The organism is Streptosporangium sp. NPDC050855, assembly GCF_044456585.1.
GTDB classification, from domain to species: Bacteria; Actinomycetota; Actinomycetes; order Streptosporangiales; family Streptosporangiaceae; genus Streptosporangium; species Streptosporangium longisporum.
Map to the genome: position 1 here is coordinate 359,696 of NZ_JBITFY010000003.1, position 23,091 is coordinate 382,786.

Genomic DNA, 23,091 nt, shown 5'->3' on the forward strand with positions numbered 1-23,091 from the left:
TGGTCGAGGTCCTCTCAGAACTCCAGGACGACCTGGAGCGCGTCGGCGGGACGCTCATCCAGCAGGACGTAGGCCTCGGCCGCGTCGGCGGCCGGTATGACGTGGCTCACCAGGGACTTCACGTCGACGAGACCGTCGGCGACCAGGCGCAGGAAGGTCTGCTGGAGCCGGTCCACGGTCCAGCGCCCGGCGAGCTGCGGCGGCACCCCGCCGATCTGCGAGGAGACGAGCTGCACGCGGTTGTGGTGGAACTCCTCGCCCAGCCGCAGGCCCGCGCCGTCGCCCTGGTAGAAGCCCGAGGCGACGACGCGCCCGCCCACGGTGACCGAGCGCACGGCCTCGTGCAGGGCCGGGTAGGCGCCGCTGATCTCGATGGCGACGTCGGCGCCGCGCCCGCCGGTGGCCTCGCGGATCCGCTCGGCGACGGCGTCGGCGCGCGGGTTCAGGGTGCGCAGGGCGCCGTACTCCCTGGCCTTGGCCAGGCGGGAGCCGAGGGTGTCGACGGCGGTGACGCGGGCGCCGTTCAGCTCCGCCAGCCGGGTGACGAGCAGGCCGAGCACGCCCTGGCCGAAGACGGCGACCTCCTCGCCGACGTGGATGTCGCCGGCGAGGACGGCGTTGTAGGCGATGGCCCCGACCCGGGCGAAGGCGCCGGCGAGCGGGGACAGCCCCGCGGGGAGGCGGTGGCCGCTCAGCAGGGCGGCGGGGACGACGCCCTCGCTGCGGTGGCCCCACACGCCCCACACCATGTCGCCGGGCTGGGGTATTCCGGGCGTGTCCGCTAATTCCGGGGAGATCTCACATATCTCGCCCACCTCGGAGTATCCCCAACCCGCGACCGGGTAGGAGATCCCACCTCCGGCATCGCGGAAGAGGCGTGTCTCGGGACTCCAGGAGCGCGTCAGGTACGGGTTGGTGCCCCGGTAGGCGGTGAGCTCGGTGCCCGCGGAGATGCCCGAGTAGCAGGTCCGGACACGCAGGTGGCCGGGGGGGAGGGGGGCGGATTCGCCGGTGGCGATCTCCACCTGGCGGGGACCGGTGAACTGGACGACGCGTACCACAGGGGGCTCCGGGAGGTCGCTTTTGGGGTGAGCGTTACGCAGATGATGCTTATTTATGTCGAAGATATACCAAGCTTAGGTCTTGTTAACAGACAGAAGTGGTGCTCTGATGCAACGCGTACGTAACACGCGGCGGCAGTTAGGAAGATCCATGCGAGGGTGGACGGGAAGGGCGAGAGCGGTGGCGGCCTGCGTGGCCGTCACGCTGGCGGCGGGACTGGTGTCCGGCTGCGGCACCCAGGGCAGGGGCGCTCCGGACAACCGGATCACGGTCTGGAGCCTGGAGAACCTCACCCCGCGCATGGAGGTGACCAAGAAGATCGTCGCGGCGTTCCAGCAGGAGACCGGCGTCCAGGTCGAGCTGGTCGGGATCGACGAGGGCCAGCTCCCCCAGCTGATCATGTCCGCGGCCGCCGCGGGGACCCTGCCCGACGTCATCGGCAGCGTCCCGCTCGCCCCGGTCTGGCAGATGTACACCAACGGCCTGCTCGACACCGCCGCCGCGGGCAGGATCGTCCAGGGGCTCGGCGCCGGGACCTTCAACCCCAACGCGCTGACGCTGACCGGCGACAGGTCGACCCGGCTCAGCGTTCCCAGCGACGCCTGGATGCAGATCCTCGTCTACCGCAAGGACCTGTTCGCCAAGGCCGGGCTCGCCGTCCCCGACTCCTACGACGCCATGCTCAAGGCCGCCCAGGCCCTGAACGCCCCCGGCAACAGCGGCATGTCGCTCGCCACCGACCCGAGCGACGTCTTCACCCAGCAGAGCTTCGAGGACCTGGCGCTCGCCAACGACTGCCGCCTCGTCGGCGCCGACGGCCGGATCGGCCTGGACAGCCCGCAGTGTGTCCAGGCCTTCACGACCTACCACCGGCTCGCCGCCGACTACGGCGCTCCCGGCACCCAGAGCGTGGACTCCACCCGCGCCACCTACTTCGCCGGCCAGTCCTCGATGATCGTCTGGTCCACCTTCCTGCTGGACGAGCTGGCCGGCCTGCGCGCCGACGCGCTGCCCAGTTGCCGGGAATGCGGCCCCGACCCGCAGTTCCTGTCCGAGAACAGCGGGATCGTCACGGCCCTGAAGGGCTCGGCCGGCGCGCAGCCCGCGCAGTTCGGGGAGATCTCCTCCTGGGTGGTCACCCGGAACGCCGAGACCGCGGCCGCGGAGAGGTTCGTGTCGTACATGATGAGCGGCGGGTACGAGGACTGGTTCGGCATGGCCGCCGAGGGCAAGATCCCGGTCCGCAACGGCACCGCCGAGGAGCCCGAGAAATACCGCAAGGCCTGGCGGGCCAGCGACATCGGCGTCGACACCAAGAAGCCCATGGAGGACGTCTTCTCCGCCGAGCTCCTCGACGCGCTCGCCGCCGGTGTCAGCGACATGAAGCGCTGGGGCATCACCGAGGGTCAGGGCGCGCTGGTCGGCGCCACGATCGGCGAGCTGCCCATCCCCAAGGCGGTCGGCGCCATGACCTCCGGCCAGATCTCCCCCGGCGAGGCCGCCAAGGAGGCCGCCGAGGAAGTCAGGGCCCTGCAGAAGTCCCTCCAGTGAGCCGTCCCCGGCCCTGTCCCCCTAGGAAGCCGCGATGAGCACCGTGCAAGACGCCGAGCAGCGCCCCTCCCCCGCCCCGGACCCGGAGCCGCGGCCCGGGTCGCGCAGACTCCTCACCCTGGCCCAGCGTGAGAACCGGGCCGGAATGGCCTTCGTCTCCCCCACCGTCCTGGTGGTCGCGTTCGTGGTCATCCTGCCCATCGCCTGGACCGTGCTGCTCGCCTTCCAGCGCGCGCGGCTGGTCGACATCCAGGGCATGGGACTGCTGTCCAACTGGACCCTGGACAACTTCGTCCAGGTCTTCACCTCGCCCGGTTTCTGGACCTCGCTGTGGACCACCCTGGTCTACACGATCGGCAGCACCGTCGGCTCGATCCTGATCGGGCTGGTCGCGGCCCTCGCGCTGCGGCGTCCCTTCCGCGGCCGGGCCCTGTTCCGCGGCTCGATGCTGCTGCCCTACGTCGCGCCCGTGGTGGCCGTCACGTTCGTCTGGGAGATCGCGCTCAGCCCGCAGTTCGGCATCGTCAACCAGTGGGGCACCACGCTGTTCGGCTGGGACGAGCCGCTGGCCTTCCTGTCGACCCGCTCCCACGAGATCTCCGTCCTCGGCTGGCAGGTGGAGATCCCGCTCGCGCTGCTCACCGTCATCGCCTTCGAGATCTGGCGCTACTTCCCGTTCGCGTTCCTGTTCCTGCTGGCCCGGCTCCAGGCCGTGCCGGTCGGGCTGGAGGAGGCCGCCACCGTGGACGGCGCCACGCACACCCAGCGCTTCCGCTACATCCTGCTGCCCCAGCTGATGCCGGTGATCGCGCTGCTGTCGGTGTTGCGGTTCATCATGACGTTCAACAAGTTCGACGACGTCTACCTGCTCACCGGCGGCGGCTCCGGCACCGACGTCGTCGCCGTGCGGGTCTACGACTTCCTCACCGCCCGCTACGACGTGGGGGCCGCGGCCGCCCAGGCCCTGGTCCTGGCCGTCATCCTCGCCGTACTGCTCGGCATCTACTTCACATTCTTCGCCAAGAGGGTTCAGGAGGAGGCGTCATGAGCCGCGCTCGGACCGAACAGAGGATCTTCGGCGTCCTGCGCTGGATCGTGATCGCCGTCCTGGCGGTCGTCACCCTGTTCCCCTTCTACTACATGCTCGTGCTCTCGGTGAAGCCGATCGACGAGCTGCTGCTCGACCCGGGCCGCATCTGGGTGAACCTGTCCGAGCTCACCTTCAGCACGTACCAGAACGTCCTGCAGTCGGTCGAGGAGGGCGGCCAGGGCTTTCTGAGGATGCTCGGCAACTCCGCGCTCGTCGCCCTGGCCACCGTGGCGCTGACCCTGCTGGCGTCGATCCCCGGCGCCTACGCGGTCAGCCGGCTGAGGTTCTTCGGCGGGCGCCAGGTCAGCGCGGTGTTCCTGGCCGTCTACCTGTTCCCGGCCACCCTGCTGGCGGTCCCGCTGTTCGTGATGTTCGCCCGGATGGGCCTGCAGGGCAGCCTGTTCGGCCTGGTCATCGTCTACATCGCGCAGACCGTGCCGGTGTCGATCTACATGCTGAAGAACTACTTCGTCACCATCCCCAAAAGCGTCGAGGAGGCCGCCGCGCTGGACGGCTGCTCGCGGCTGCAGACCGTGCGCCGGATCGTGCTGCCGCTCGCGGCGCCCTCGCTCATGGCGACCGGCCTGTACGTCTTCATGATCGCCTGGAACGAGTTCCTGTTCGCCCTGCTGTTCCTGGCGGCCGTCCCCGACAGCTGGACGGTCTCGCTGGGCCTGCAGCAGCTCGCCAACGGCATCGAGGTGCCCAAGACGGTTCTCATGGCCGGGTCGGTGATCCTGACCATCCCCGTGGTACTTCTTTTCTACGCCGCCGAACGGCTCCTCACCGAGGGCCTCACCAGCGGGGCGGACAAGAGCTGAGGCTGGGAGAGACGTACCGGATGGCAACGCCCTGGAGCACCGCAGGTCATCTCCTGGAACTGATCCGCACCGGGCAGGCGCGGACCCGGGGGGAGCTCCAGAGCGTGACCGGCCTGTCCCGGTCCACGGTCGGCCAGCGGCTGGACCAGCTCTTCGCCGCGGGCTGGCTGCGCGCCGTCCCGGGCAGCCACTCGACCGGGGGGCGCCCGTCCACCCTGCTGGAGTTCGACGTCCGGCACGCGGTGGTCCTCGCCGCCGACCTGGACACCACCCACGCCCGCGCCGCCGTCCTGGACCTGGCCGGCGGCGTGCTGGCCGAGCGCTCCGGCGGCCAGCCGATCGAGGACGGTCCCGAACGGGTCCTCGACCGGCTGGCCGTCTGGTTCGCCGACCTGCTGGAGTCCACCGGGACCGTTCCCGAGGCGGTCTGCGGGGTGGGCCTGTCGCTGCCGGGGCCGGTGGACACGTCCACGGGAAGGGTGGTGCGGCCACCGGTCATGCCCGGCTGGGACGGCCACCCGGTCCCCGAGCGCATGCAGGCCCTGGTGAACCTGCGCGCCGGTGTGGACGCGGCCGTCCCGGTCCTGGTCGACAACGACGCCAACCTGATGGGGCTGGGCGAGCAGCGCGCCTCGTTCCCGGACTGCTCGGCGTTCGTGCTGGTCAAGGTCTCCAACGGGATCGGCGCGGGCGTCGTCGTGGACGGGCGGATCTTCCGCGGCATCGACGGCGGCGCCGGGGACCTGGGCCACATCCGCCTGCACGACCAGCCCGACGTGCGCTGCATGTGCGGCTCGTACGGCTGCCTGGCCGCCGTCGCCAGCGGACGTGCCCTGGCCGGGCAGCTCACCGCCCTCGGCGTGCCGGCCGAGTCCGGCGCGGACGTCCGCGCCCTGCTCGACGCGGGCAGCCCCGACGCGGGACGCCTGGCCCGCGAGGCCGGGCGGCGCTGCGGCGAGGTGCTCGTCACCGTCGTCACCCTGCTCAACCCCGGCGTCCTCATGATCGCCGGGGATCTGGCCGAGACGCACTTCGTCACCGGGGTACGCGAGCTGCTGTACCAGCGGGCGCTGCCCCGGGCCACCCGCAACCTTCAGGTCGTCACCTCCGGCCTCGGCGACCGCGCCGCGCTGGCCGGGATCGCCGCGATGGTGGTCGAGCACCTGTACGCCCCCGGCCAGGCCGACGCCCGCCTGGCCGCCCGCCCGCCCCACCTGGCCACCGGAAGCGACGCATGAGGACCCCCGCCCCGCCGTGCCCGGCGGCCCGTCCCACCGGACTCCCCGGGAGCCGGCCGTGACCGCCCCCTCCCCCGGCCCCGCGGCCGGCGCGCCCGCCGTCCCGGCCTGGTCCGGTCCTCCCGTCGAGGTCGGCCTGATCGGCGCCGGGCCGTGGGCCCGGACCATGCACGCCCGGATGCTGGCCGCCGGGCCGCAGACCCGGCTCGCCGCCGTCTGGGCGCGCCGCCCCGCCGCGGCCCGCGAGGTCGCCGAACCGTACGGGGCAGCGGTCGCCGGAACGCCACAGGAGCTGTTCGAGCGGTGCGAGGCCGTCGCGTTCGCCGTCCCGCCCGCCGTGCAGGCGGAGCTCGCCGTACGCGCGGCCCGCGCGGGCAGGGCCCTGCTGCTGGACAAGCCGCTGGGGCCCGACCTCGCGTCGGCCCGCGCGGTGGCCGACGCCGTCGCCTCCGCCGGGGTCGTCTCCCAGATGGTGCTGACCAAGCGTTACCACCCGGCCACGCGGGAGTTCCTGCGCCGCGCGGCCGGCCTGGAGGTGACCGGGGCCCGCTCGTGCTACCTGCACGGCGCCTTCCTCGGCGGGGAGTCCGCCACCGGCTGGCGGCTGGAGCGGGGGGCCCTGCTCGACCTGGGCCCGCACCTGCTGGACCTGCTGGACGCCGCCGTCGGTCCCGTCACCGCCGTCCGCGCGACCGGCGACCCGCGCCGCTGGGTGGAGCTGACCTGCGAGCACGGCAACGGCGCGGTCAGCCAGGCCTCCCTGTCCGGTACGGTCCCGCTGCCTGGGGCGCGTACCAGGATCGAGCTGTTCGGACCGGCCGGGGAGCTGGTCTTCGACACCGCGGGCATCGACCACGAGGAGTGCTGGCCGGTGCTGCGCGCCGAGTTCGCCGCGGCCGTACGGTCGGGCCGGGCGGGCGAGCTGGACGCGGCCCGGGGGCTGCGGCTGCAGGAACTGATCGAGGCCGCGACCGCGTCCTGACCGGTGACGGTGACGGTGACGGTGACGGTGACGGTGACGGTGACGGTGGCGGAGCCGGTGGCGGAGCCGGTGACGGGGCCGGTGGCGGTGACGGGGCCGGTGGCGGTGACGGGGCCGGTGGCGGTGGCGGGGCCTACCGGTCCTTCCCGGGGGCCGGGCCGCCGGTGGCGCGGGACCGCAGGTGGCGCTGTTCGGGCAGGCTGAGGGTGCGCGCGGCGGCCCGGGCGTAGCACGCACGGGCGGCCTCGTGCTCACCGGCGAGGTCGAGCAGGTAGCCGTGGACCGCGTCGAACCGGTAGTGCGAGGCGACGGCCGCCTCCGCCCGGGCGGCGTGGAGCTCCTCGATCCCGGCGGCGGGGCCGTGCGCCATGCCGACGGCCACGACCCGGTTCAACGTGACCATCGGGCCCGGGGCGAGCCGGGCCAGGAGGTCGTACAGGACGAGGATCTGGCGCCAGTCGGTGTCCTCGGGCCGGGCGGCCTCGTCGTGGACGGCCGCGATGGCCGCCTGAAGCTGGTACGGGCCGATCGGCGCGGTCCGCAGGGCGTGGGTGATCAGCGCGGTCCCCTCGGCGATCATCGCGGTGTCCCAGAGGCCGCGGTCCTGCTCGGGCAGGGGCACGAGGTCGCCGGAGGGGGTGCTGCGGGCCGGCCCGCGCGCCTGGGTGAGCAGCATGAGGGCCAGCAGTCCGGTGACCTCACCGTCGCCGGGCACCTGGGCGTGGAGCCGGCGCGCCAGCCGGATCGCCTCGGCGGAGAGGTCGGCCCGATCGACCGTGGGGCCGGAGCTGGCGGTCGACCCCTCGGTGAAGACCAGGTAGAGGACCTCCGTGACGCTCCGGATCCGCTCGGCGCGGTCGGCGGCGCCGGGCGGCCGGAACCGTACGCCGGAGGTCCTGATGCGGTGCTTGGCCCGGCTGATGCGCTGCGCCACGGTGGCCTCGGGCACCAGGAGCCCGCGGGCGATCTCCGCGGTGGTCAGCCCGCCCACCGCCCGCAGGGTCAGGGCGACCTGGGACGGCCGGGTGAGAGCGGGATGACAGCACAGCAGGAACAGGGTGAGGGTGTCGTCGACGTCCGGGACGGCCCCCGGATCGGCGGGCACGAGGACGGCGAGCGCGCGCTCCCGGTCGGCGCGGGCGGTGTCGCTGCGGTACCGGTCGATGAACCGCCGGGAGGCGACGGTGATCAGCCACGCCTTGGGGTCGGCCGGTACTCCCTGGGCGGGCCACTGGGTCGTCGCGGCCAGCAGGGCCTCCTGCAGCGCGTCCTCGCAGGCGTCGAAGCCTCCGTGGTGACGCACCAGCGCCCCGAGGACCTGCGGGGCCAGCTCGCGCAGCCGCCGCTGCCACGCGAACCCGGCGTGGTCGCTCATGTCGCGAAGGTGGTCGCTCATGCCCCGAAACCGGACAGCGCCGTCACCGGCCTGACCTCGACCAGGCCCAGGGCCGCCTCGGGGACGCGGGCGGCGATCTCGACCGCTCGGTCGAGCCCGTCGCACTCGACGAGGTAGAAACCGGCCACGACCTCCTTGACCTCGGCGAAGGGGCCGTCGGCCGAGGTCGTCACCCCCGCCTCCACGCGGACCCGCCTGCCCGTGGCCGGGGGCGCGAGGGCCTCCGAGACGATCAGCTCGCCGGTCGCGGCCAGCGCCTCGTCGAGGGCGGCGTAGGCCTCCAGCCCCTCACGGCGCCGCTCGGCGGGGAACTCGTCCCACAGCTGCCGGGACTCCGGGTTGCTGTAGATCAGGATCACGTATTTCACGACAGGTACCCGCCCCGGAATTCTCTGGTGTGGCGTGTCGAGAATAGTCGCCCGGCCCCGACGTCCCCCCTGAGAGTCCTCCGGCCGAGGACTCCTGGACGAAGGAGGTCCGAAAGGTGACAGAACTGAACCACCTCGCGGTCGCGGTGGCCACGGTCACGGCGTTCCTGCTGAGCACGGCCTGGTACACGGCCTTCGGTGCCCGGCTGGCGAGGCTGTCCGGCGCCTACGCCACCGCGGAGCGGCCGCCGGCCTGGACGGTGGTGGCGGAGCTGGGCCGCGGCGCGCTGGTCGCGGTGGTCCTCGCGTGGCTCACCCGCGAGGCGGGCGTGAGCGGGTGGCCCGGTGCGCTCGCGCTGGCAGGCGTGCTGTGGATCGGCTTCCCCTGCGTGCTGCTGGCCGGCTCGGTGCTGCACGAGAGGGTTCCCTGGCGGCTGGCCGCCGTCCACGCCGGGGATTGGCTGCTCAAGCTGGTGGCGATCACGGTCATCGTCGGGACGTGGAGATGAGGGACGTGGAGACGAGGGACGTGGAGAGGAAAGCCGTGGAGATGAACAACGCGGAGATGAACGACGGGAAAGCCCCGGGAGCGCTGGACAGGCGGTTCACCGCGACGATGCGGAAGAGCCCGGCCGAGGGCGGGTGGACCTACGTGGTGATGCCCGGTTCGGCCGAGTACTTCGGCACCCGGGGGCTGGTCAAGGTACGCGGGACCATGGACGGGCACCCGTTCCGTAGCTCGTTCATGGCGCTGGGGGACGGGACCCACAAGCTGCCGGTCTCGGCCGCGCTGCGCCGGGCGACGGGGAAACAGGCCGGTGACACGATCACCGTTCACCTCGTCGAACGACTCGGGAGCTGAGGGACGTCCGTATCGGCCGGACGGCGGCGGCCATCGGCCGTCCGGCCGATGCCCGGAGCCGTGGCGCGTCCCTAGCGTCGCTCACGACACCGCCACCGGACCCGAGGGAAATGATGCGCGCGACGTTCACGATGACGATCGGCCTGGGTGCGATCCTGCTGGCGGGATTCACGCCCGCGGCGGTCGCGAACTCATGGGTCCCGTCCTCCGCCTCCTACGAGCACCAGCGTCTTACGTGGCGACCGTGCCCGGCCCGGTACAAGGAGCTGAACCGGGCGGGTGCGCGGTGCGCGAAGGTGACCGTTCCCCTCGACCACGCCGATCCCGGCGGGCCCACGATCAAGATCGCGATCTCCCGCGTCGCGGCGAGCTCCAAGGCCCAGCGGCGCGGCATCCTGCTGTCCAACCCGGGCGGGCCCGGCGGGACGGGCCTCGCGAACACCCTGGCCCTCCGCCCCGCGCTGAAGGACGTGGCGGGCCGCTACGACCTGATCGGCTTCGATCCGCGGTTCCTCGGGGAGAGCACACCCATCAGATGCGCCGCCGCCCGGCCCGTCCCCCCGCCGGCGTCGACGTCCCCCCGCAGGGACTTCGAGGCATCGGTACGGTCCGCGCGTGACACCGCTCGGCGCTGCGTGGACCACGGGGACAACGCGCGGCTGCTCCCCCACGCCTCCACCCGCAACGTCGCCCGGGACATGGACGTGATCCGGAGCGTCCTGCGTGAGCGAAGGCTGTCCTACTACGGCGTCTCCTACGGCGCCGACCTGGGCGCGGTCTACACGCAGATGTTCCCCGGCCGGGCCGACCGCATGGTCATCGACTCCTCCACCGACCCGGCCGCCACGCAGTACGAGCTGTTCCGGCGGACCGGTGAACCGCTGGAGAAGGCGCTGGACGAGTGGGCCGGGTGGGTGGCCCGGCACGGCGGGTATCGGCTCGGCCGTACGAGCTCCCAGGTGCGCGCGGTGGTCCGCGGCCTGCTCGACCGCGCCGAGAGGAAGCCGGTCCCCGTCGGGGGGACGCGCCTCGACGCCCCCGTGCTGCGGCTGGTGATGAGGCAGTTGCTCCAGAACCGGGAGCACGACGCGACCCTGGCGAACGTCGTACGCGACCTGGCCGGCATCTCCGCGGGAAAGCCGGTCGAGCCCGGCCCGGACCTGACCGGGCTGCTCGGGCTGCTCGGCTCGCCCGAGCTGGCGGACGGCATGGTGGGCGGGGCGCTGTTCATGTGCGGCGACGGCGGCTGGCCCGCCGGAGGCTGGCCGAAGGACCCGGAGACGTACTGGCGCAACATCGTGCGCGGCCGCGCCACCCAGCCCGTGTTCGCCCCGTTCGTCAACGGCATGATCGCCCCGTGCGCGTTCTGGGAGGTCCAGCCGCGTGAACCGGGAACCTCGATCCGCAACGACGTGCCCGTGCTGATGGTGCAGGCCCGCAGGGACAACAACGTCCCCTACGACGGTGCCCTCGCGCTGCACCGCAGGCTCACCTCCTCGCGACTGGTGACGGCGGACATCCGCGCCCACGGCGTCTACGGGCGCGCGCTCGGCGGGCTCCGGCCGGTGGCGTGCGTGGACCGGGCCGTCAACGACTACCTGCGCGGCGGCCCCCTGCCCGCCAGGGACGTCACCTGCGAGCCGCGCGGGTGAGCCCGCCGTCGCCGGCGGCCGGATGACGCCGTGCTCCCACCGGCGCGGGACGCCGTGCTCCCACCGGCGCGGATCGTGGCCGGCATCGGACACGACCGGGACGCCGTCCGCGCGTTAGCCTGGTTCGGGACGACCCGGACGAAGGGGTGGGCGCAGATGAGCCGGACCGACCCGCACATCCACGTCCCCCACGACGCGGTGCAGGCCGGTGCCGGCTTCCGCAACGTGATCGTGTCGTTGCTGGGGCTCGTGCCCGACGCGCCGAGCGTCGTCACCACCGGTTGCGGCCTCCAGGTGCCCTACGCGATGACCTCCGCGCGTCCGGAGAGCGTCACCTGCCTGCCCTGCCGGGAACACGCCCACCGGGAGCACCTGCGCTACGCCGATCAGGTGGAGCGCCTGAGCCGGATACCCGGCGCGCCCGTCACCGGCGCCCAGGCGGCCGAGGCCGCACGATGGGCCCGGGACCGCGCCGAGAGGTTCTCCGGCTAGGACCCCCGTCCCGAGGTCCGGGTGGGCCGGGGAGAGCGGGAAAAGGGTTTGCGGTGCGCGGGCCGGGAGGGTGATGCTGGCCGGATGCTGATCAGAGCGGCCACCGCGGACGACTGGCCCGCGATCTGGTCCTTCCTGAGCGGGATCGTCGCGGCGGGCGAGACCTTCACCTGGGACCGTGACACCGGCCGGGAGCGGGCCCGCGAGATGTGGCTGCTGAGCCCTCCGGGACACACGGTCGTCGCCGTCGACGCCGCCGGGACCGTGGTGGGCAGCGCCAAGATGAACCCCAACCACATGGGCGGGGCCTCGCACATCTCCAGCGCGAGCTTCATGGTCGACCCCGGCCACTCCGGGCGCGGCGTCGGAAGGGCCCTGGGCGAGTACGCGCTGGAATGGGCACGCGCCCAGGGATATCGGGCGATGCAGTTCAACGCGGTCGTGGAGACCAACACCCGGGCGGTCGCCCTGTGGACCTCGCTGGGGTTCGAGGTGATGGCCACCCTGCCGGAGGGCTTCGAGCATCCGACCAGGGGCTTCGTGGGCCTGCACATCATGTACCGTCTTCTGTGACCTCTCCCGCCACGCGCGTCTCCTCCCCCTCCCACCGGCACGGCTGATGCCCTCCCTCGACGCCCTCCAGTGGGTCGTGCTGGCCGGGGCCCTGTTCCTGGTGGGCTTCTCCAAGACCGGAGTCTCCGGCGCCGGTACGGTGGGGATCGCCCTGTTCGCGCTGGTGCTGCCGACCCGGCAGTCCACCGGCATGCTGCTGCCCCTGCTGCTGGTCGGCGACCTGGCCGCCGTGGTCTCCTACCGGCGCCACGCCGACTGGCCCCGGCTGATCAGGCTCTTCCCCTGGGTCGCCCTGGGCGTGGTGATCGGTGCCGGGGTGGTGCGCCAGGTCGACGACACGCAGATGAGGCGGCTGCTCGGGGCGATCCTGCTGATGATCGTGGTCGTGCACCTGTGGAACCGGCGCCGGGCACCGGAGGACTCGCTCGTGCACCACCGCTCGGTGGCCGCGTTCGCGGGCGTGCTGGCCGGTTTCGCCACCATGACGGCCAACGCCGCGGGGCCCGTCATGTCGATCTACCTCCTGGCGGCGGGGCTGCCCGTGCTGGGTCTCCTGGGCACCGGCGCCTGGTTCTTCCTGACCGTCAACGCCTTCAAGGTGCCGTTCAGCGTCGCGCTCGGCCTGATCACCCCCTCCACCCTGCTCTTCGCCGCGCTGGGCGCCCCGGTCGTCCTGGCCGGAGCCGCCGCCGGCCGTGCCGTCATCGACCGCATCGACCGGACCCTGTTCGAGAGGATCACGCTGGGCCTCACCCTGCTCGCCGCGGTACGCCTGCTGTTCTGAGGCACGCCCACCGTCCCGGGACGGGCCGACCCCTCGCACGACCCGAGCACGACCCCGTGCGCGGCCACGGCACCGGCCCGCGCACGGGGCACGACACGGTCGTGCACGGGGACACGGGCACACGGGCGCCATGGGCGCCATAGGCGCCGTACCGGCCGCGCACGGCCGCGGCGGGTGCCGATCAGGTGCCGCGTATCCCGCGCAGCAGGAGGTCGAGGCCCCCGTGGAACTCCTCGTCGGCGTCGACGAGCCGCGCGTGCCCCGCGGTCTCGGCCGTGTACGGGAACTCCGCGCGGGGCAGCCCGGCCAGGGCGGTCGTGCCAGTGCCCGAGAGGGAGGCCAGGTGCTCCAGCTGGATCGCGCCGATCGTGTAGCTCAGCAGGCCGCGCAGCGCGACGACCCGCTCCCTGCCCTCGACGCCCGCCTCGGCCAGGACGCCGAGCACCGCCTCCGACCAGCGCAGTATCCCCAGGGAGCGGTGCCGGTGGGTCATCGTCAGCGGTACGGCGCCCGGGTGCGCGCCCACGTGGTCGCGCATCCGGGCGACCAGCACCGCGATCCGTTCGCGCCACGACGTGCCGGACGGCGGTGACAGGTCGACGCCGCCGAGCACCAGCTCGACCACGAGCCCTTCCAGCTCCTGGCGGTCGTCGACGTACCGGTAGAGCGCCATCGTGCTCATGCCGAGTTCGGCGGCGACCGCGCGCATCGACAGCGCGGGGAGGCCGTCGCGGTCGATGACGGCGAGGGCGGCCTCGGCGATCTGGTCCTGGGTGAGCGAACGCGGTCGGGGCATGACGGCTGAAAGTGTACGGCATACGCCTACAATGGTAAGCGTATGTCGTACACCTACAGGGGAGTCCCCATGCGCCTCCAGCCCGGCACCGTCGTCCCCGTTCGCGAGCTGCCCTCCGTCACCGGCCCCGTGGTCTCCGTCCCGGACCGCTCGCGCCTGGTCCATCTGCAGTTCCGGCGTTTCGCCGGTTGCCCGATCTGCAACCTGCACCTGCGCTCCTTCGTCACGGGGCACGCCGGGATCGAGGCCGCGGGCGTCCGCGAGGTGGTGGTGTTCCACTCCCCGGCCGAGGAGCTGGCCGCGCACGTCGACGGCCTGCCGTTCGCCGTCCTCGCCGACCCGGACAAGAGGCTGTACGCGGAGTTCGGGGTGGAGTCGTCCCCGCGCTCGCTGCTCGACCCCCGGGCCTGGGGAGCGATCGTCCGGGCCGTCGCGCGCGGCCTGTGGACGATCGCCCTCGGGCGGGAGCGCGCACCGTCCCGCCGGGTGAACGGCGGGCGGCTCGGGCTCCCCGCCGACTTCCTGATCGCTCCGGACGGGCGGGTGCTCGCGTGCAGGTACGGCGAGCACGCCTACGACCAGTGGTCGGTCGCCGACGTGCTCGCGCTGGCGGCCCGCGAAGGCCGGACGGAGACGGCCCGCTGACCCCACCGGGCCCGGTGGCGTGAGGACATCGCTTCGACGTCAGTCGCGCAGGCCGGTACGGAGGCGCCGGTGGCGCCGGTGGCGCCGGTGGCGCCGTACCAGGGCGGACAGCCACGGCGCGACGCCGATCGCGGCCAGTACCGTCAGCAGCGGCAGCCGCCACCACCGCGAGACGCTCGCCGGGGGCGGGCCCGGTGGCCGCGCCACCCACGGCCGCGCCGTCTTCGACCAGGCGAGGAACGCGTCACCGGCCGGGAGCAGGCCGAAGGCGTAGCGCTTGGTCCACGGGGTGTCGACCGGCAGGCCCGCCAGCTCGCCGTACCCGGCCAGTGCCCCGGCGAGCGGCGCGTCACCGTGGACCTGGGCCGCACCGAGGGTGACCACGGTCGCCGACAGGCTCACCCCCAGCGGGAGCGGGCCGGAGTCGACGTCGGCCGGGCCGTCCATGCCCTCGGGGTACTCCCGGACCGCAGGTCCCAGGCCGAGCGGGAAGGCGACGTACCGGTCACGGAAGCGCAGGTACTGCTCGGCGGCGAAGGCCGGGTCGATGTCGGGCAGGAACCGGTGGACGACGCTCTGCGAGGTGCCCCTGGCCACCTCGGCGGGCTCTCCGGTGCCGGGATCGACCCGGTGCGGGACCAGCCCGGTACGCGGGTCGAGCCTGCGCCGCACCCCCTCCAGCCACCGCTCTACCGTGCCGGCGTACCGAGGCGGCAGCAGCGTGTCGTGCAGCCGCAGCGACGCCATCGCCACGGTCGAGTCGACCGGCCACGCCTGTCCCGGGTAGGCCTCCAGGTACGGTGACGCCGAGGCGCCGAACGCACCGGCGAGGGCGGCGGAGTCGTCGGCGAACCGGCGCGACTCGGCCGGATCGCGCCGCCCGGCCGGTTGCAGGCTCAGCACCCCGCCGCGCAGCCAGTTGCTCCAGCCGCGGTGGAAGACACCGTACGGCGGGGTGAGGTCCGGGCTGAACGGGGCGCGGCCGGACGGCGACTCCAGCCGCCCGAGCGCCCAGCGTGCCTCCCGCAGCGCCGCCGACCGCTCACCGGCCGGTTCGCGCATCCCCAGCTCCACCCAGGCCAGGCCGTACAGGACGTGCAGGAAGAAGTAGCCCTCGGGGAACAGCCGCTGCGCCTCGTCCCCGGCGCCCGCGTCCAGCGCCGAGCGCAGGAACGTCAGCTGCCGCCGCACCCCGGGCGGCTCGCCGGTCGTCCCCGCGGTGGCGGGCGCGACCAGCCGCACCATCCCTACCAGCGCGCAGAGGCCGACCGCGACGGCGAGCACCCGTCGTGACCACCGCGGGACCCGGCTCCTTCCCGGTGGCTCGAGCATCCGTCGATGGTAGCGCCGGGCGCGCCGGAGACGGACGGGGACGGGCGGGGACGGGCGGGCCTTCGGAAGGCCGGGCCCTTGCCGGGCCTTTGCCGGGCCCTTGCCGGGCCCGGAGGCGGCGACCGGCGTCCGGCCGGCAGGACGATGACCGAAAAGCGCGCGCGGACATGCGATAACCACATTTCCGACGAAGGAAAACGGAATAAAGGATGATTCACGTGCCTCTAAATATGACCACCGTCTTAAAACATGAATATTCATGTTTACTGCAGTGGTTACAGGAAGTAATTACGTCCCAACCGCACATTCATCGCTTATTGAAGTCAACGCTTTGTGACATATATTACAAACCAACATATTTGTATATTTATAATGTGATCATTGCCGATGAGTCGTCCGTATAGGACGTATCCGTACCGATCGGAGTTCATCGGAATGCAGCTCAGGCGCAACCTCTCCCTGGCCGCCGCGTGGTTCCTCATCGCGGCCGGTCTGGTCGCCTCACCCCAGGCGGCGTCGGCCGCCGAACCACCACCCGGCAAGGACCGTCCCCACGTCGTGTCCGACGTCTTCCCCGGCGCCAAGATCGGCCAGCGCGTCGGCCCCGAGGCCCTCGCGAAGAGCCAGGTCGAGGCGAAGGTGAGCCCGCAGGTGGTGGCCTGCGACGGCGACGGCACCAGCGGCAAGCGGGTCGAGGTCCTGTACGTGCGCGAGGCGACGATGCCGAACCGCTACACGCAGTTCCTGCCCATGTTCCGCGCCTGGCTGGCCAACGCCGATGACGCGTTCAACGACGCCGCGGCCACCTCCAACCGCAGCAGGCACATCCGGTACGTCACCACGGCCGTGTCCGGCGGCTGCGCCGCCGTCGTGCGCAACCTGGTGGTCCCCGCCGGTTCGCTGGTCGACTTCTACTCCAGCGTGAGCGCCGTGCAGGCCCTCGGCTACACCAGCAACGACCGCCACTACCTCCTGCTCACCGAGGCCACCGCGATCTGCGGCATGGGTGAGATCCAGGGCGACGACCTGACGACCGGGTCCGCCAACCTCAACAACGGCCGCGCCTACGCCCGCGTGGACGCCATCCCGGGCTGTTTCGGCGCGAACGCCATCGCCCACGAGCTGGGACACACCTTCGGAGCGGTGCAGCTCAGCGCGCCCCACTCCGACGGCAGCTGGCACTGCCTCGACCAGTGGGACCTCATGTGCTACGGCGGCACGCCCTCGTGGAGCTGCCTGCAGTGGAACGACTACCGGCTGCCCGACTGCAACCGGGACGACTACTACAACGCCGCCCCCGCCGCCGGGAGCTACCTCGCCACCCACTGGAACACCGCCAACAGCGCCTACCTCATCGCGGGCGGCACCGCCGACAGCGACCCGCACCCCAAGGTCGGCAACACCTACGTCATCACGAACGCCTCCACCGGAGGCGCGCTGGAACCCATCGGCGCCTCCACCGCGCCGCTGACCGAGCTGAGCCAGCGCGCCCGCGTCGACACCCCCGGTCAGAAGTGGCTGATGGGCTACACGACCGGCCTGCAGTTCATCAACGTCGGCAGCCGCCTGTGCGCCGACAGCGCCTACAGCGGCACCACACCCGGCACGACCCTGCTGCAGTACGCCTGCGCCGGCCAGGACGGCATGCGCTTCGCCTACCTGCCGACCGGCGGGAACACGTTCGCGATCTTCGACTGGCTGTCCGGGCTGGCCCTGACCGCGGGCGGCGCCTACCCGGCGCCCGTCACCCAGGAGACCTACACCGGCGCGGCCAACCAGAAGTGGGTGTTCAACCAGGTCACGGGCATCGCGCCGGTCAACAACAGCGTCTACTACCTGCGGGGCCTGGGCAGCCGTGACAACGCCGAGCCCGCGGGCGGCTCGACCGCGTCCGGCGCGCTGGTCACGCACAACGCGCCGTCCGGTGCCACCAGCCAGCGCTGGCAGCTCCAGGCCACCGGGTCGTACTGGAAGCTGATGAACGTCAACAGCTCCAAGTGCCTGGACCTCGTCTCGGCGAGCACGTCCAACGGCGTCCAGATCAGGCAGGCGACCTGCGGCAGTGCCAACAGCCAGCAGTGGACCCTCAAACGGGTCGCCGACGGGACGTTCTACCTGGTCAACCGCCACAGCGGTAAGGTGCTCGACCTGCCGCCCGGCAGCGGCACCACCCTCGACCAGCAGACCATCACCGGCAACACCGACTCCGGCCTCGGCATCGTCGCCGGCAACCAGATCTGGTACCTCGACCCCGTCTGATCCCCGTACGCCCTCGTGATCCTCGTGCGGCCGCCCGGCCCTGTCCCGCCGGGCGGCCGTACGACGTCCACGACGACGCGGACCTGCGGGACGGTCACGGACCCGGCCGCGGACCGGATCGGCGACCGGCTGCGGACCCGGTCGCGGACCCGGTCGCGGAGCCGGTCGCGGAGCCGGTCGCGGACCCGGTCGCGGACCGGATCGTGAACCCGGCCGTGAACCCCGTCACGGACCCGGTCGCGGACGGCGCGGGCCCGGATACACCGTCAGTGCGCCCGCAGCCGGTCCCGCAGGAAGCGGCGCTCGGCGTCGGTCGGCGCGAGGTCGAGCGCCGCCCGGTAGGCGTCGGCCGCCTCCCCCGTACGGCCGAGGCGTCGCAGCAGGTCGGCGCGGGTGGCGTGCAGCAGGTGGTAGCCGTCGAGCCGCCCGCTCCCGGCGATCTCCTCGACCAGCGCCAGCGCCGCCTCCGGACCGTCGGCCATGCCGATCGCCACGGCGCGGTTCAGGTCCACGACCGGGCTCGGCGCGATGCGCGCGAGATGCGTGTACAGCCCGACGATCTGCGGCCAGTCCGTCCGGTCGGCGACCTCCGCGGTGGCGTGGCACGCCGCGATGGCGGCCTGGAGCTGGAACGGCCCGGCCCGGCGCCGGCGCAGCGCCCGTTCGCAGATCGCGGCGCCCTCCGCGATCCGTTCCCGGTCCCACAGCGAGCGGTCCTGCTCGGCCAGGGTGACCACGTCGCCGGACGCGTCCGTGCGCGCCGCCCGCCGGGCGTCGTGCAGCAGCATCAGCGCGAGCATGCCCTGCGCCTCGGGCTCGTCGGGCATCAGCTCCGTCACCACCCGTGCCAGCCGGATGGCCTCACGGCACAGCCGGGCCTTGCCCGGGTCCCCGTACCCCTCGTTGAACAGCAGGTAGAGCACGTGCAGCACGGCGGGAAGGCGGTCGGGCAGCAGGTGCGCGGGCGGCACCCGGAACGGGATGCCCGCGTGCGCGACCTTCTGTTTCGCCCGGAAGAGGCGCTGGCCCATGGTGCGTTCCGGCACCAGGAACGCCCGCGCGATCTCGGCGGTGCTCATGCCGGCCAGGCTCCGCAGGGTCAGCGCCACCTGGGCGTCGAGGCCCAGCGACGGATGACAGCAGGTGAACATGAGCTCCAGGCGCTCGTCGGGGATCTCGCCGTCGCTCGGGTAGGGCGGTGGTTCCAGGTCCAACGCGGCCGCCTTCCGCAGCTTCGCCGTCTCGGTCGACGCGCGGCGCATCCGGTCGATGGCGCGGTTGCGCGCCGTGGTGGTCAGCCACGCCAGGGGCTGGTCCGGTACGCCCGATTCCGGCCACCGCCGGAGTGCCTGCGCGAACGCGTCCTGCGCGCACTCCTCGGCCAGGTCCCAGTCACCGCCGGTGAACCGGATCATGGTGGCCACGATCCGGCTCCAGCCGTCGGCGTAGATCCCGGCGATCCGGTCCTTCAGCGGATCCGTCACCCGTGCCGCCCGTCGTGATCGCCTCGCCGGTCCCCTAGTCCTCGTCGTCGGGCCAGAACGGGCGCAGCTCGATCATCCCGTTCCACGCCATCGGGTGCCTGGACGCGACGTCGATGGCCTCGTCGAGGTCGGCGCACTCCAGGACGTCGAACCCGGCGATCTGGTCCTTGGTCTCCGCGTACGGGCCGTCGGTCAGCAGCACCTCGCGGTCGCGGACGCGGACCGTGGTCGCGTCGCCGGTCGGCCGGACGCGGTTGCCCATCAGCCGGACCCCCTTGCCGTCCATCTCCGCGACCCAGTCCCGCACGTCCGGGACGTCGTCGTCCTGGCCGGGCGTGTACGTCGGGTCGGTGCACACCAGCATCAGGTACTTCATCGGGTCGCTCCTGTCGCGGAATCGGCGGTGGTCATCGCGGCGATCGTGGTGATCATGTTCTGGCACAGGGTGACCAGGCGGTCGCCGAGCACCCGCGGATCGGTCCCGGCCCTCCGGCGGGGATCGCTGGCGCCGGGGCCGTGGGTGAACGAGTGATGGACCACGGTGCTCCCCGGCTCGTCCCCCTCACGCAGCTCGTAGCGCCACGTCGAGCTGATCCGGCCGGTGTCGTCGAGAACGGCCCACGCGAAGACGCCCGGCCGCTCCGCCTCGACGACCACGCAGGTCACCATGCTCTCATGCCCTCCGGGAAACCGGTTGCGGCCGATGAACCGGGCCCCCGCGACCGGTCCCCGGGCGCCGTCGCACCAGCCTCCGCCGATGACCTCCGGGCTCCACTCCGCGGTCCTGTCCACCGCGGTGACCGTGTCCCACATCCGCTCGCGCGGTATGGGGACGGGCAGGGTGACCGCCACCTGCGTACCGGTGACCGTGTCCATGGGTGCTCTCCTCTCCTTGACGTCCTCAGTCGTCCTCGTCGTCCTCGTCACCTGCATGACGAACGGGAAGGGCGCTCCACTACGGGCCGCTCCGGGATTTCTCCGGACGACCGGCCGGGGAGGTCAGGAGCGGTGCAGCCACTCCAGGAGATCCGGCGGGGCCAGCCGGGCCGCCCGCTCGCGGTAGCGGCGCAGCTCGTCGCCGGTGAGCGTCTCACGGCCCGCCCCGGACGTACCGCGTCGGAAGAAGGCGGTGGTGTCCTTGAGGATCCCGACGGGATCGGGGGCGAGCTCGGCCGCACGGGACCGCATGCTGGCGAAGGTCGCGGCCCTCACCAGCGCCGGCCAGTCCTCCGGTGGCACCTCGATGCCCAGTGACCGGGCGAGCCCGCGCATCTGACCGTCCAGATCACCCAGCAGATCGTCGTAGTGCACCAGGAGGACGTTCGGCTGCCGGACCCGGCGTGCCCAGGCGTCCGACAGATGCCACATCACCCCCGGCAGGGAGTCCATCTCCTCCATGGGCGAGACGTCCTGCTCCACCCAGCTCAGCAGCCATTCGCGCAACGGCGGCCTCGGCCGTGGCGGCGCGGACGGCTCCGGCCCGTTCGTGAGCACGCGGATGCGTTCGCGGTCGAGGTTGTCGCTCTGGTGGTAGAGGGACACGGCCATGTCGAGCGGGTGGCGGGCCACGACGATGTAGGTGGCCCGCTCGTCGATCGGGATCCCGTCGAGCGGTGTGTGCGTCTTGATGAACCTGCGGTGCCGCTGAGCCTCCAGCCGCGCGTACACCTCGTCCTTCGGGACGACCAGGTGGTCCAGCCACGGCGACGTCTCCGACAGCGGCCGGGGCGGCTCAGGGGTCCGGAAGACCAGGAGCGCGCAGATCATCTGCATCCACGTCGTACCGCTCTTCGAACGCGTGCTGATCACGATGTCGCCCCGCCGGAACGGGAACCCGTCCCACCGGGCACTGTCCTCCTCGGGGGAGATGTACCGCACGGGCCTGTCCACCACTCGTCTTCTCCTTCCGGGCATCCGGCTCACCGCGCACGGCTGCCGGCCTCACCACGCACGACTCACGGCCTTACCGCGCACGGCCTCACGACTCACGACTCAGGGACCGGACGTCCGGGAGCGACGCGGGTCTTCACAGGGATCGGGAGCGCCGACGATACCGCGACCCGCCAAGGGCGCCGTCACCGGCATCTACGACGAGGCCTGGTCGCTGGAGATCGAAGCCGTCGCGGCGGCCTGAGGTCTTCTCACCCGGCGTGCCCCCCTGCGGACGCGGACGCGGACGCGGTCGCGATCCCGGGCCGCGTCACGAGGGAAGCCAGGACGGCCACCAGGGCGGGTCACAGTCACCCGTGATCCCTTCGGCGGCGACATCGTGGACGATCGTCGCCACCGGCCCGGCGATGGAGACGAGGACCGCGAAAGCCGTCATCACCGCCTTCCACCATCCGTGGTCCGCGAACCGTACCCGGTGGGCGATCAGGACGATCGGGAACGAGGCGAGCAGCGATACCCCGGTGACGATGGGGAACACGATGAGCCTGCCCGCCATCCAGGTGAAGCCGAAGAAATCCTCTCCCGTACCGGACTCGTCGAGGCAGTATCCGTGGGCCCTGGAGACCAGAAGGGCGTCGACGAAGGTTCCCAGCACCGCACACGCCGGCGCGACGGCCACCGAGACCCCGCACCCCATGGCCCAGAGCGCATCGCTCTCCCCTGACGCGCTTCGCTCGGCCACGGCGCAATCAAAACAGACGCCTATGACCGTTGAGCGCAGACGATGTGAGGATACGATGCAGATCCTCCTGACCGCCTCTCACCTCATGGGGCACCCGCCGTGGAGGGCTCGTCGGCCAGGCGGATCGCCAGCTCGATGCGCCAGCGGGTCTTCATCCGCTCGGACCGGGGGTCGGTGAGATAGGCCTCGTACCGGCAGCCGAACCGGTCGCCCGCCGGGTCCTCCACGCAGTCGAACGTCAGGCCCTGCTCCCGTACCCACTCGATCAGGGCGCGGTTCGCCCGGCGGCCGTGGTTGACGTAGGTCAGCGTCGCGTACCGGCCCGCCGGCAGCAGGCCGGGGGTGACCCGGCCGTCGCCCTCGACCGGCCTGTCGGTGACGACGCCGACCTCGACGTCCATCGAGCCGGCCATGTCGACCACGTGCAGACGGAAGAAGGTGGGTCCGAAACCGACGCCCCGATCGTCGAGCCGTTCGTACAGCTCCCCCATGAGCTCGTCCCGGACGGCGAACATGCCGCGGAACGGCGTGACCACCCGGATGCCGGCACAGTGCCGATCCGGCCTGACGCTGACCGAGGGACCCTCGACGATCTCCACCCGTACCTCCACGCGACCTCGACCGCTCCCCGATGCTCACGGGCGGCATCACTATGCCCCATCGGACGGTGCCGAGTCGATGTTCCGGACGGGCCCGAACGGGCCTCCTCGCCTCCTCGGTGAGGGGGATCGCTCGCTTTCGACGTCACGGCCACTCCGGTCAGAGGGCGAGCACGGAATCTCCCGCTCACCGCGAATTTCGCCCACGCCATCCGACAAACGGGATATGCCGTGAATTCCGGATTCCACTCATGGTTCAAGAGTGAAAAGGGGATCCGTTCAGAATCGTCCCCAATTCCCGGTCCCGCCCGTACGACCCACCGTTTCCAGGGCGGTCGCCGTCCGGCTCGGCGCTCCCCGCGGGTTCCCACGACTCCCCCGCCCTGGTCCTCGGCCGGGAGTGCTCATCATCGATCTTCGGAAGGGGAGACGTCCGCACGCTCCGTCGACCCGGCGAGGCGGAGGCGGAGGCG

The 23,091-nt window shown here is 72.3% G+C and carries 24 protein-coding genes; 13 read left to right on the plus strand and 11 right to left on the minus strand.

Annotated elements, in window-relative coordinates; translation table 11 throughout:
* Positions 1-14 precede the first annotated feature (14 nt).
* On the minus strand, positions 15-1,061 hold the full coding sequence (locus ACIBCT_RS09610; protein ID WP_399186955.1) for a zinc-binding alcohol dehydrogenase: 1,047 nt from the start codon (positions 1,059-1,061) through the stop codon (positions 15-17).
* Positions 1,062-1,212: 151 nt separating this feature from the next.
* Between ACIBCT_RS09610 and ACIBCT_RS09615 the strand changes: the two genes are divergently transcribed.
* The 5 genes from ACIBCT_RS09615 to ACIBCT_RS09635 are packed head-to-tail and all read left to right on the plus strand — an operon-like array spanning position 1,213 to position 6,744.
* Positions 1,213-2,613, plus strand: coding sequence for an ABC transporter substrate-binding protein (locus ACIBCT_RS09615; RefSeq protein ID WP_399186956.1), 1,401 nt, complete (start codon positions 1,213-1,215; stop codon positions 2,611-2,613).
* Between the two features lie 34 nt (positions 2,614-2,647).
* Entirely contained in the window at positions 2,648-3,661 is a 1,014-nt protein-coding gene (locus ACIBCT_RS09620; RefSeq protein ID WP_399186957.1) for a carbohydrate ABC transporter permease, read from the plus strand.
* Positions 3,658-4,524 (plus strand): carbohydrate ABC transporter permease, encoded by an 867-nt coding sequence (locus ACIBCT_RS09625; protein WP_399186958.1) that lies wholly within the window; start codon positions 3,658-3,660, stop codon positions 4,522-4,524. The genes ACIBCT_RS09620 and ACIBCT_RS09625 overlap by 4 nt, the downstream gene beginning before the upstream one ends.
* 20 nt (positions 4,525-4,544) lie before the next feature.
* Entirely contained in the window at positions 4,545-5,762 is a 1,218-nt protein-coding gene (locus ACIBCT_RS09630; RefSeq protein WP_399186959.1) for an ROK family protein, read from the plus strand.
* Between the two features lie 58 nt (positions 5,763-5,820).
* Positions 5,821-6,744 (plus strand): Gfo/Idh/MocA family protein, encoded by a 924-nt coding sequence (locus tag ACIBCT_RS09635; RefSeq protein WP_399186960.1) that lies wholly within the window; start codon positions 5,821-5,823, stop codon positions 6,742-6,744.
* Positions 6,745-6,877: 133 nt separating this feature from the next.
* On the opposite strand, the gene ACIBCT_RS09640 is transcribed toward ACIBCT_RS09635, so the two are convergent.
* Together ACIBCT_RS09640 and ACIBCT_RS09645 are read right to left on the minus strand one after the other, a co-directional pair.
* On the minus strand, positions 6,878-8,140 hold the full coding sequence (locus ACIBCT_RS09640; protein WP_399186961.1) for an RNA polymerase sigma factor: 1,263 nt from the start codon (positions 8,138-8,140) through the stop codon (positions 6,878-6,880).
* Positions 8,137-8,508: a YciI family protein gene (locus tag ACIBCT_RS09645; protein WP_399186962.1), complete on the minus strand. Its 372-nt coding sequence runs from the start codon at positions 8,506-8,508 to the stop codon at positions 8,137-8,139. Before ACIBCT_RS09645 ends, ACIBCT_RS09640 begins: the two co-directional genes overlap by 4 nt.
* A 116-nt stretch (positions 8,509-8,624) precedes the next feature.
* On the opposite strand from ACIBCT_RS09645, the gene ACIBCT_RS09650 reads away from it, so the two are divergent.
* The 6 genes from ACIBCT_RS09650 to ACIBCT_RS09675 all read left to right on the plus strand — a co-directional run bounded on the left by ACIBCT_RS09650 (position 8,625) and on the right by ACIBCT_RS09675 (position 12,871).
* On the plus strand, positions 8,625-9,017 hold the full coding sequence (locus ACIBCT_RS09650) for a DUF1761 domain-containing protein (RefSeq protein WP_399186963.1): 393 nt from the start codon (positions 8,625-8,627) through the stop codon (positions 9,015-9,017).
* Entirely contained in the window at positions 9,014-9,370 is a 357-nt protein-coding gene (locus tag ACIBCT_RS09655) for a DUF1905 domain-containing protein (protein ID WP_399187165.1), read from the plus strand. Before ACIBCT_RS09650 ends, ACIBCT_RS09655 begins: the two co-directional genes overlap by 4 nt.
* Positions 9,371-9,480: 110 nt before the next feature.
* Positions 9,481-11,022 (plus strand): alpha/beta hydrolase, encoded by a 1,542-nt coding sequence (locus tag ACIBCT_RS09660; protein ID WP_399186964.1) that lies wholly within the window; start codon positions 9,481-9,483, stop codon positions 11,020-11,022.
* Positions 11,023-11,178: 156 nt separating this feature from the next.
* Positions 11,179-11,514, plus strand: a complete 336-nt coding sequence (locus ACIBCT_RS09665; RefSeq protein ID WP_399186965.1) for a hypothetical protein — start codon at positions 11,179-11,181, stop codon at positions 11,512-11,514.
* Positions 11,515-11,598: 84 nt separating this feature from the next.
* A complete protein-coding gene (locus tag ACIBCT_RS09670) occupies positions 11,599-12,087 on the plus strand; it encodes a GNAT family N-acetyltransferase (protein ID WP_399186966.1) in 489 nt (162 codons plus the stop codon).
* A gap of 46 nt (positions 12,088-12,133) precedes the next feature.
* Positions 12,134-12,871, plus strand: a complete 738-nt coding sequence (locus ACIBCT_RS09675) for a sulfite exporter TauE/SafE family protein (protein ID WP_399186967.1) — start codon at positions 12,134-12,136, stop codon at positions 12,869-12,871.
* 181 nt (positions 12,872-13,052) lie between these two features.
* Here ACIBCT_RS09675 and ACIBCT_RS09680 read toward each other — a convergent pair whose 3' ends face one another.
* Positions 13,053-13,667 (minus strand): TetR/AcrR family transcriptional regulator, encoded by a 615-nt coding sequence (locus tag ACIBCT_RS09680; protein WP_399186968.1) that lies wholly within the window; start codon positions 13,665-13,667, stop codon positions 13,053-13,055.
* A 42-nt stretch (positions 13,668-13,709) separates the two neighbouring features.
* On the opposite strand from ACIBCT_RS09680, the gene ACIBCT_RS09685 reads away from it, so the two are divergent.
* Positions 13,710-14,312, plus strand: a complete 603-nt coding sequence (locus ACIBCT_RS09685) for a peroxiredoxin-like family protein (protein ID WP_399186969.1) — start codon at positions 13,710-13,712, stop codon at positions 14,310-14,312.
* A gap of 39 nt (positions 14,313-14,351) precedes the next feature.
* Here the strand turns inward: ACIBCT_RS09685 and ACIBCT_RS09690 are convergent, their stop codons facing one another.
* Positions 14,352-15,644, minus strand: a complete 1,293-nt coding sequence (locus ACIBCT_RS09690; protein WP_399186970.1) for a hypothetical protein — start codon at positions 15,642-15,644, stop codon at positions 14,352-14,354.
* A gap of 387 nt (positions 15,645-16,031) precedes the next feature.
* On the opposite strand from ACIBCT_RS09690, the gene ACIBCT_RS09695 reads away from it, so the two are divergent.
* Positions 16,032-17,903: an RICIN domain-containing protein gene (locus ACIBCT_RS09695; RefSeq protein ID WP_399186971.1), complete on the plus strand. Its 1,872-nt coding sequence runs from the start codon at positions 16,032-16,034 to the stop codon at positions 17,901-17,903.
* Positions 17,904-18,169: 266 nt separating this feature from the next.
* Here ACIBCT_RS09695 and ACIBCT_RS09700 read toward each other — a convergent pair whose 3' ends face one another.
* The 6 genes from ACIBCT_RS09700 to ACIBCT_RS09725 all read right to left on the minus strand — a co-directional run bounded on the left by ACIBCT_RS09700 (position 18,170) and on the right by ACIBCT_RS09725 (position 22,618).
* The gene (locus ACIBCT_RS09700; RefSeq protein ID WP_399186972.1) at positions 18,170-19,387 is read right to left on the minus strand and encodes an RNA polymerase sigma factor; all 1,218 of its coding nucleotides are present in this window, start codon (positions 19,385-19,387) and stop codon (positions 18,170-18,172) included.
* 34 nt (positions 19,388-19,421) lie between these two features.
* Positions 19,422-19,763: a YciI family protein gene (locus ACIBCT_RS09705; RefSeq protein ID WP_399186973.1), complete on the minus strand. Its 342-nt coding sequence runs from the start codon at positions 19,761-19,763 to the stop codon at positions 19,422-19,424.
* Positions 19,760-20,263 (minus strand): SRPBCC family protein, encoded by a 504-nt coding sequence (locus ACIBCT_RS09710; RefSeq protein ID WP_399186974.1) that lies wholly within the window; start codon positions 20,261-20,263, stop codon positions 19,760-19,762. Before ACIBCT_RS09710 ends, ACIBCT_RS09705 begins: the two co-directional genes overlap by 4 nt.
* Before the next feature lie 123 nt (positions 20,264-20,386).
* The gene (locus ACIBCT_RS09715) at positions 20,387-21,280 is read right to left on the minus strand and encodes a sulfotransferase domain-containing protein (RefSeq protein WP_399186975.1); all 894 of its coding nucleotides are present in this window, start codon (positions 21,278-21,280) and stop codon (positions 20,387-20,389) included.
* Between the two features lie 307 nt (positions 21,281-21,587).
* Positions 21,588-22,019, minus strand: coding sequence for a hypothetical protein (locus ACIBCT_RS09720; RefSeq protein WP_399186976.1), 432 nt, complete (start codon positions 22,017-22,019; stop codon positions 21,588-21,590).
* Positions 22,020-22,102: 83 nt separating this feature from the next.
* Positions 22,103-22,618 (minus strand): GyrI-like domain-containing protein, encoded by a 516-nt coding sequence (locus ACIBCT_RS09725; RefSeq protein WP_399186977.1) that lies wholly within the window; start codon positions 22,616-22,618, stop codon positions 22,103-22,105.
* Positions 22,619-23,091 lie beyond the last annotated feature (473 nt).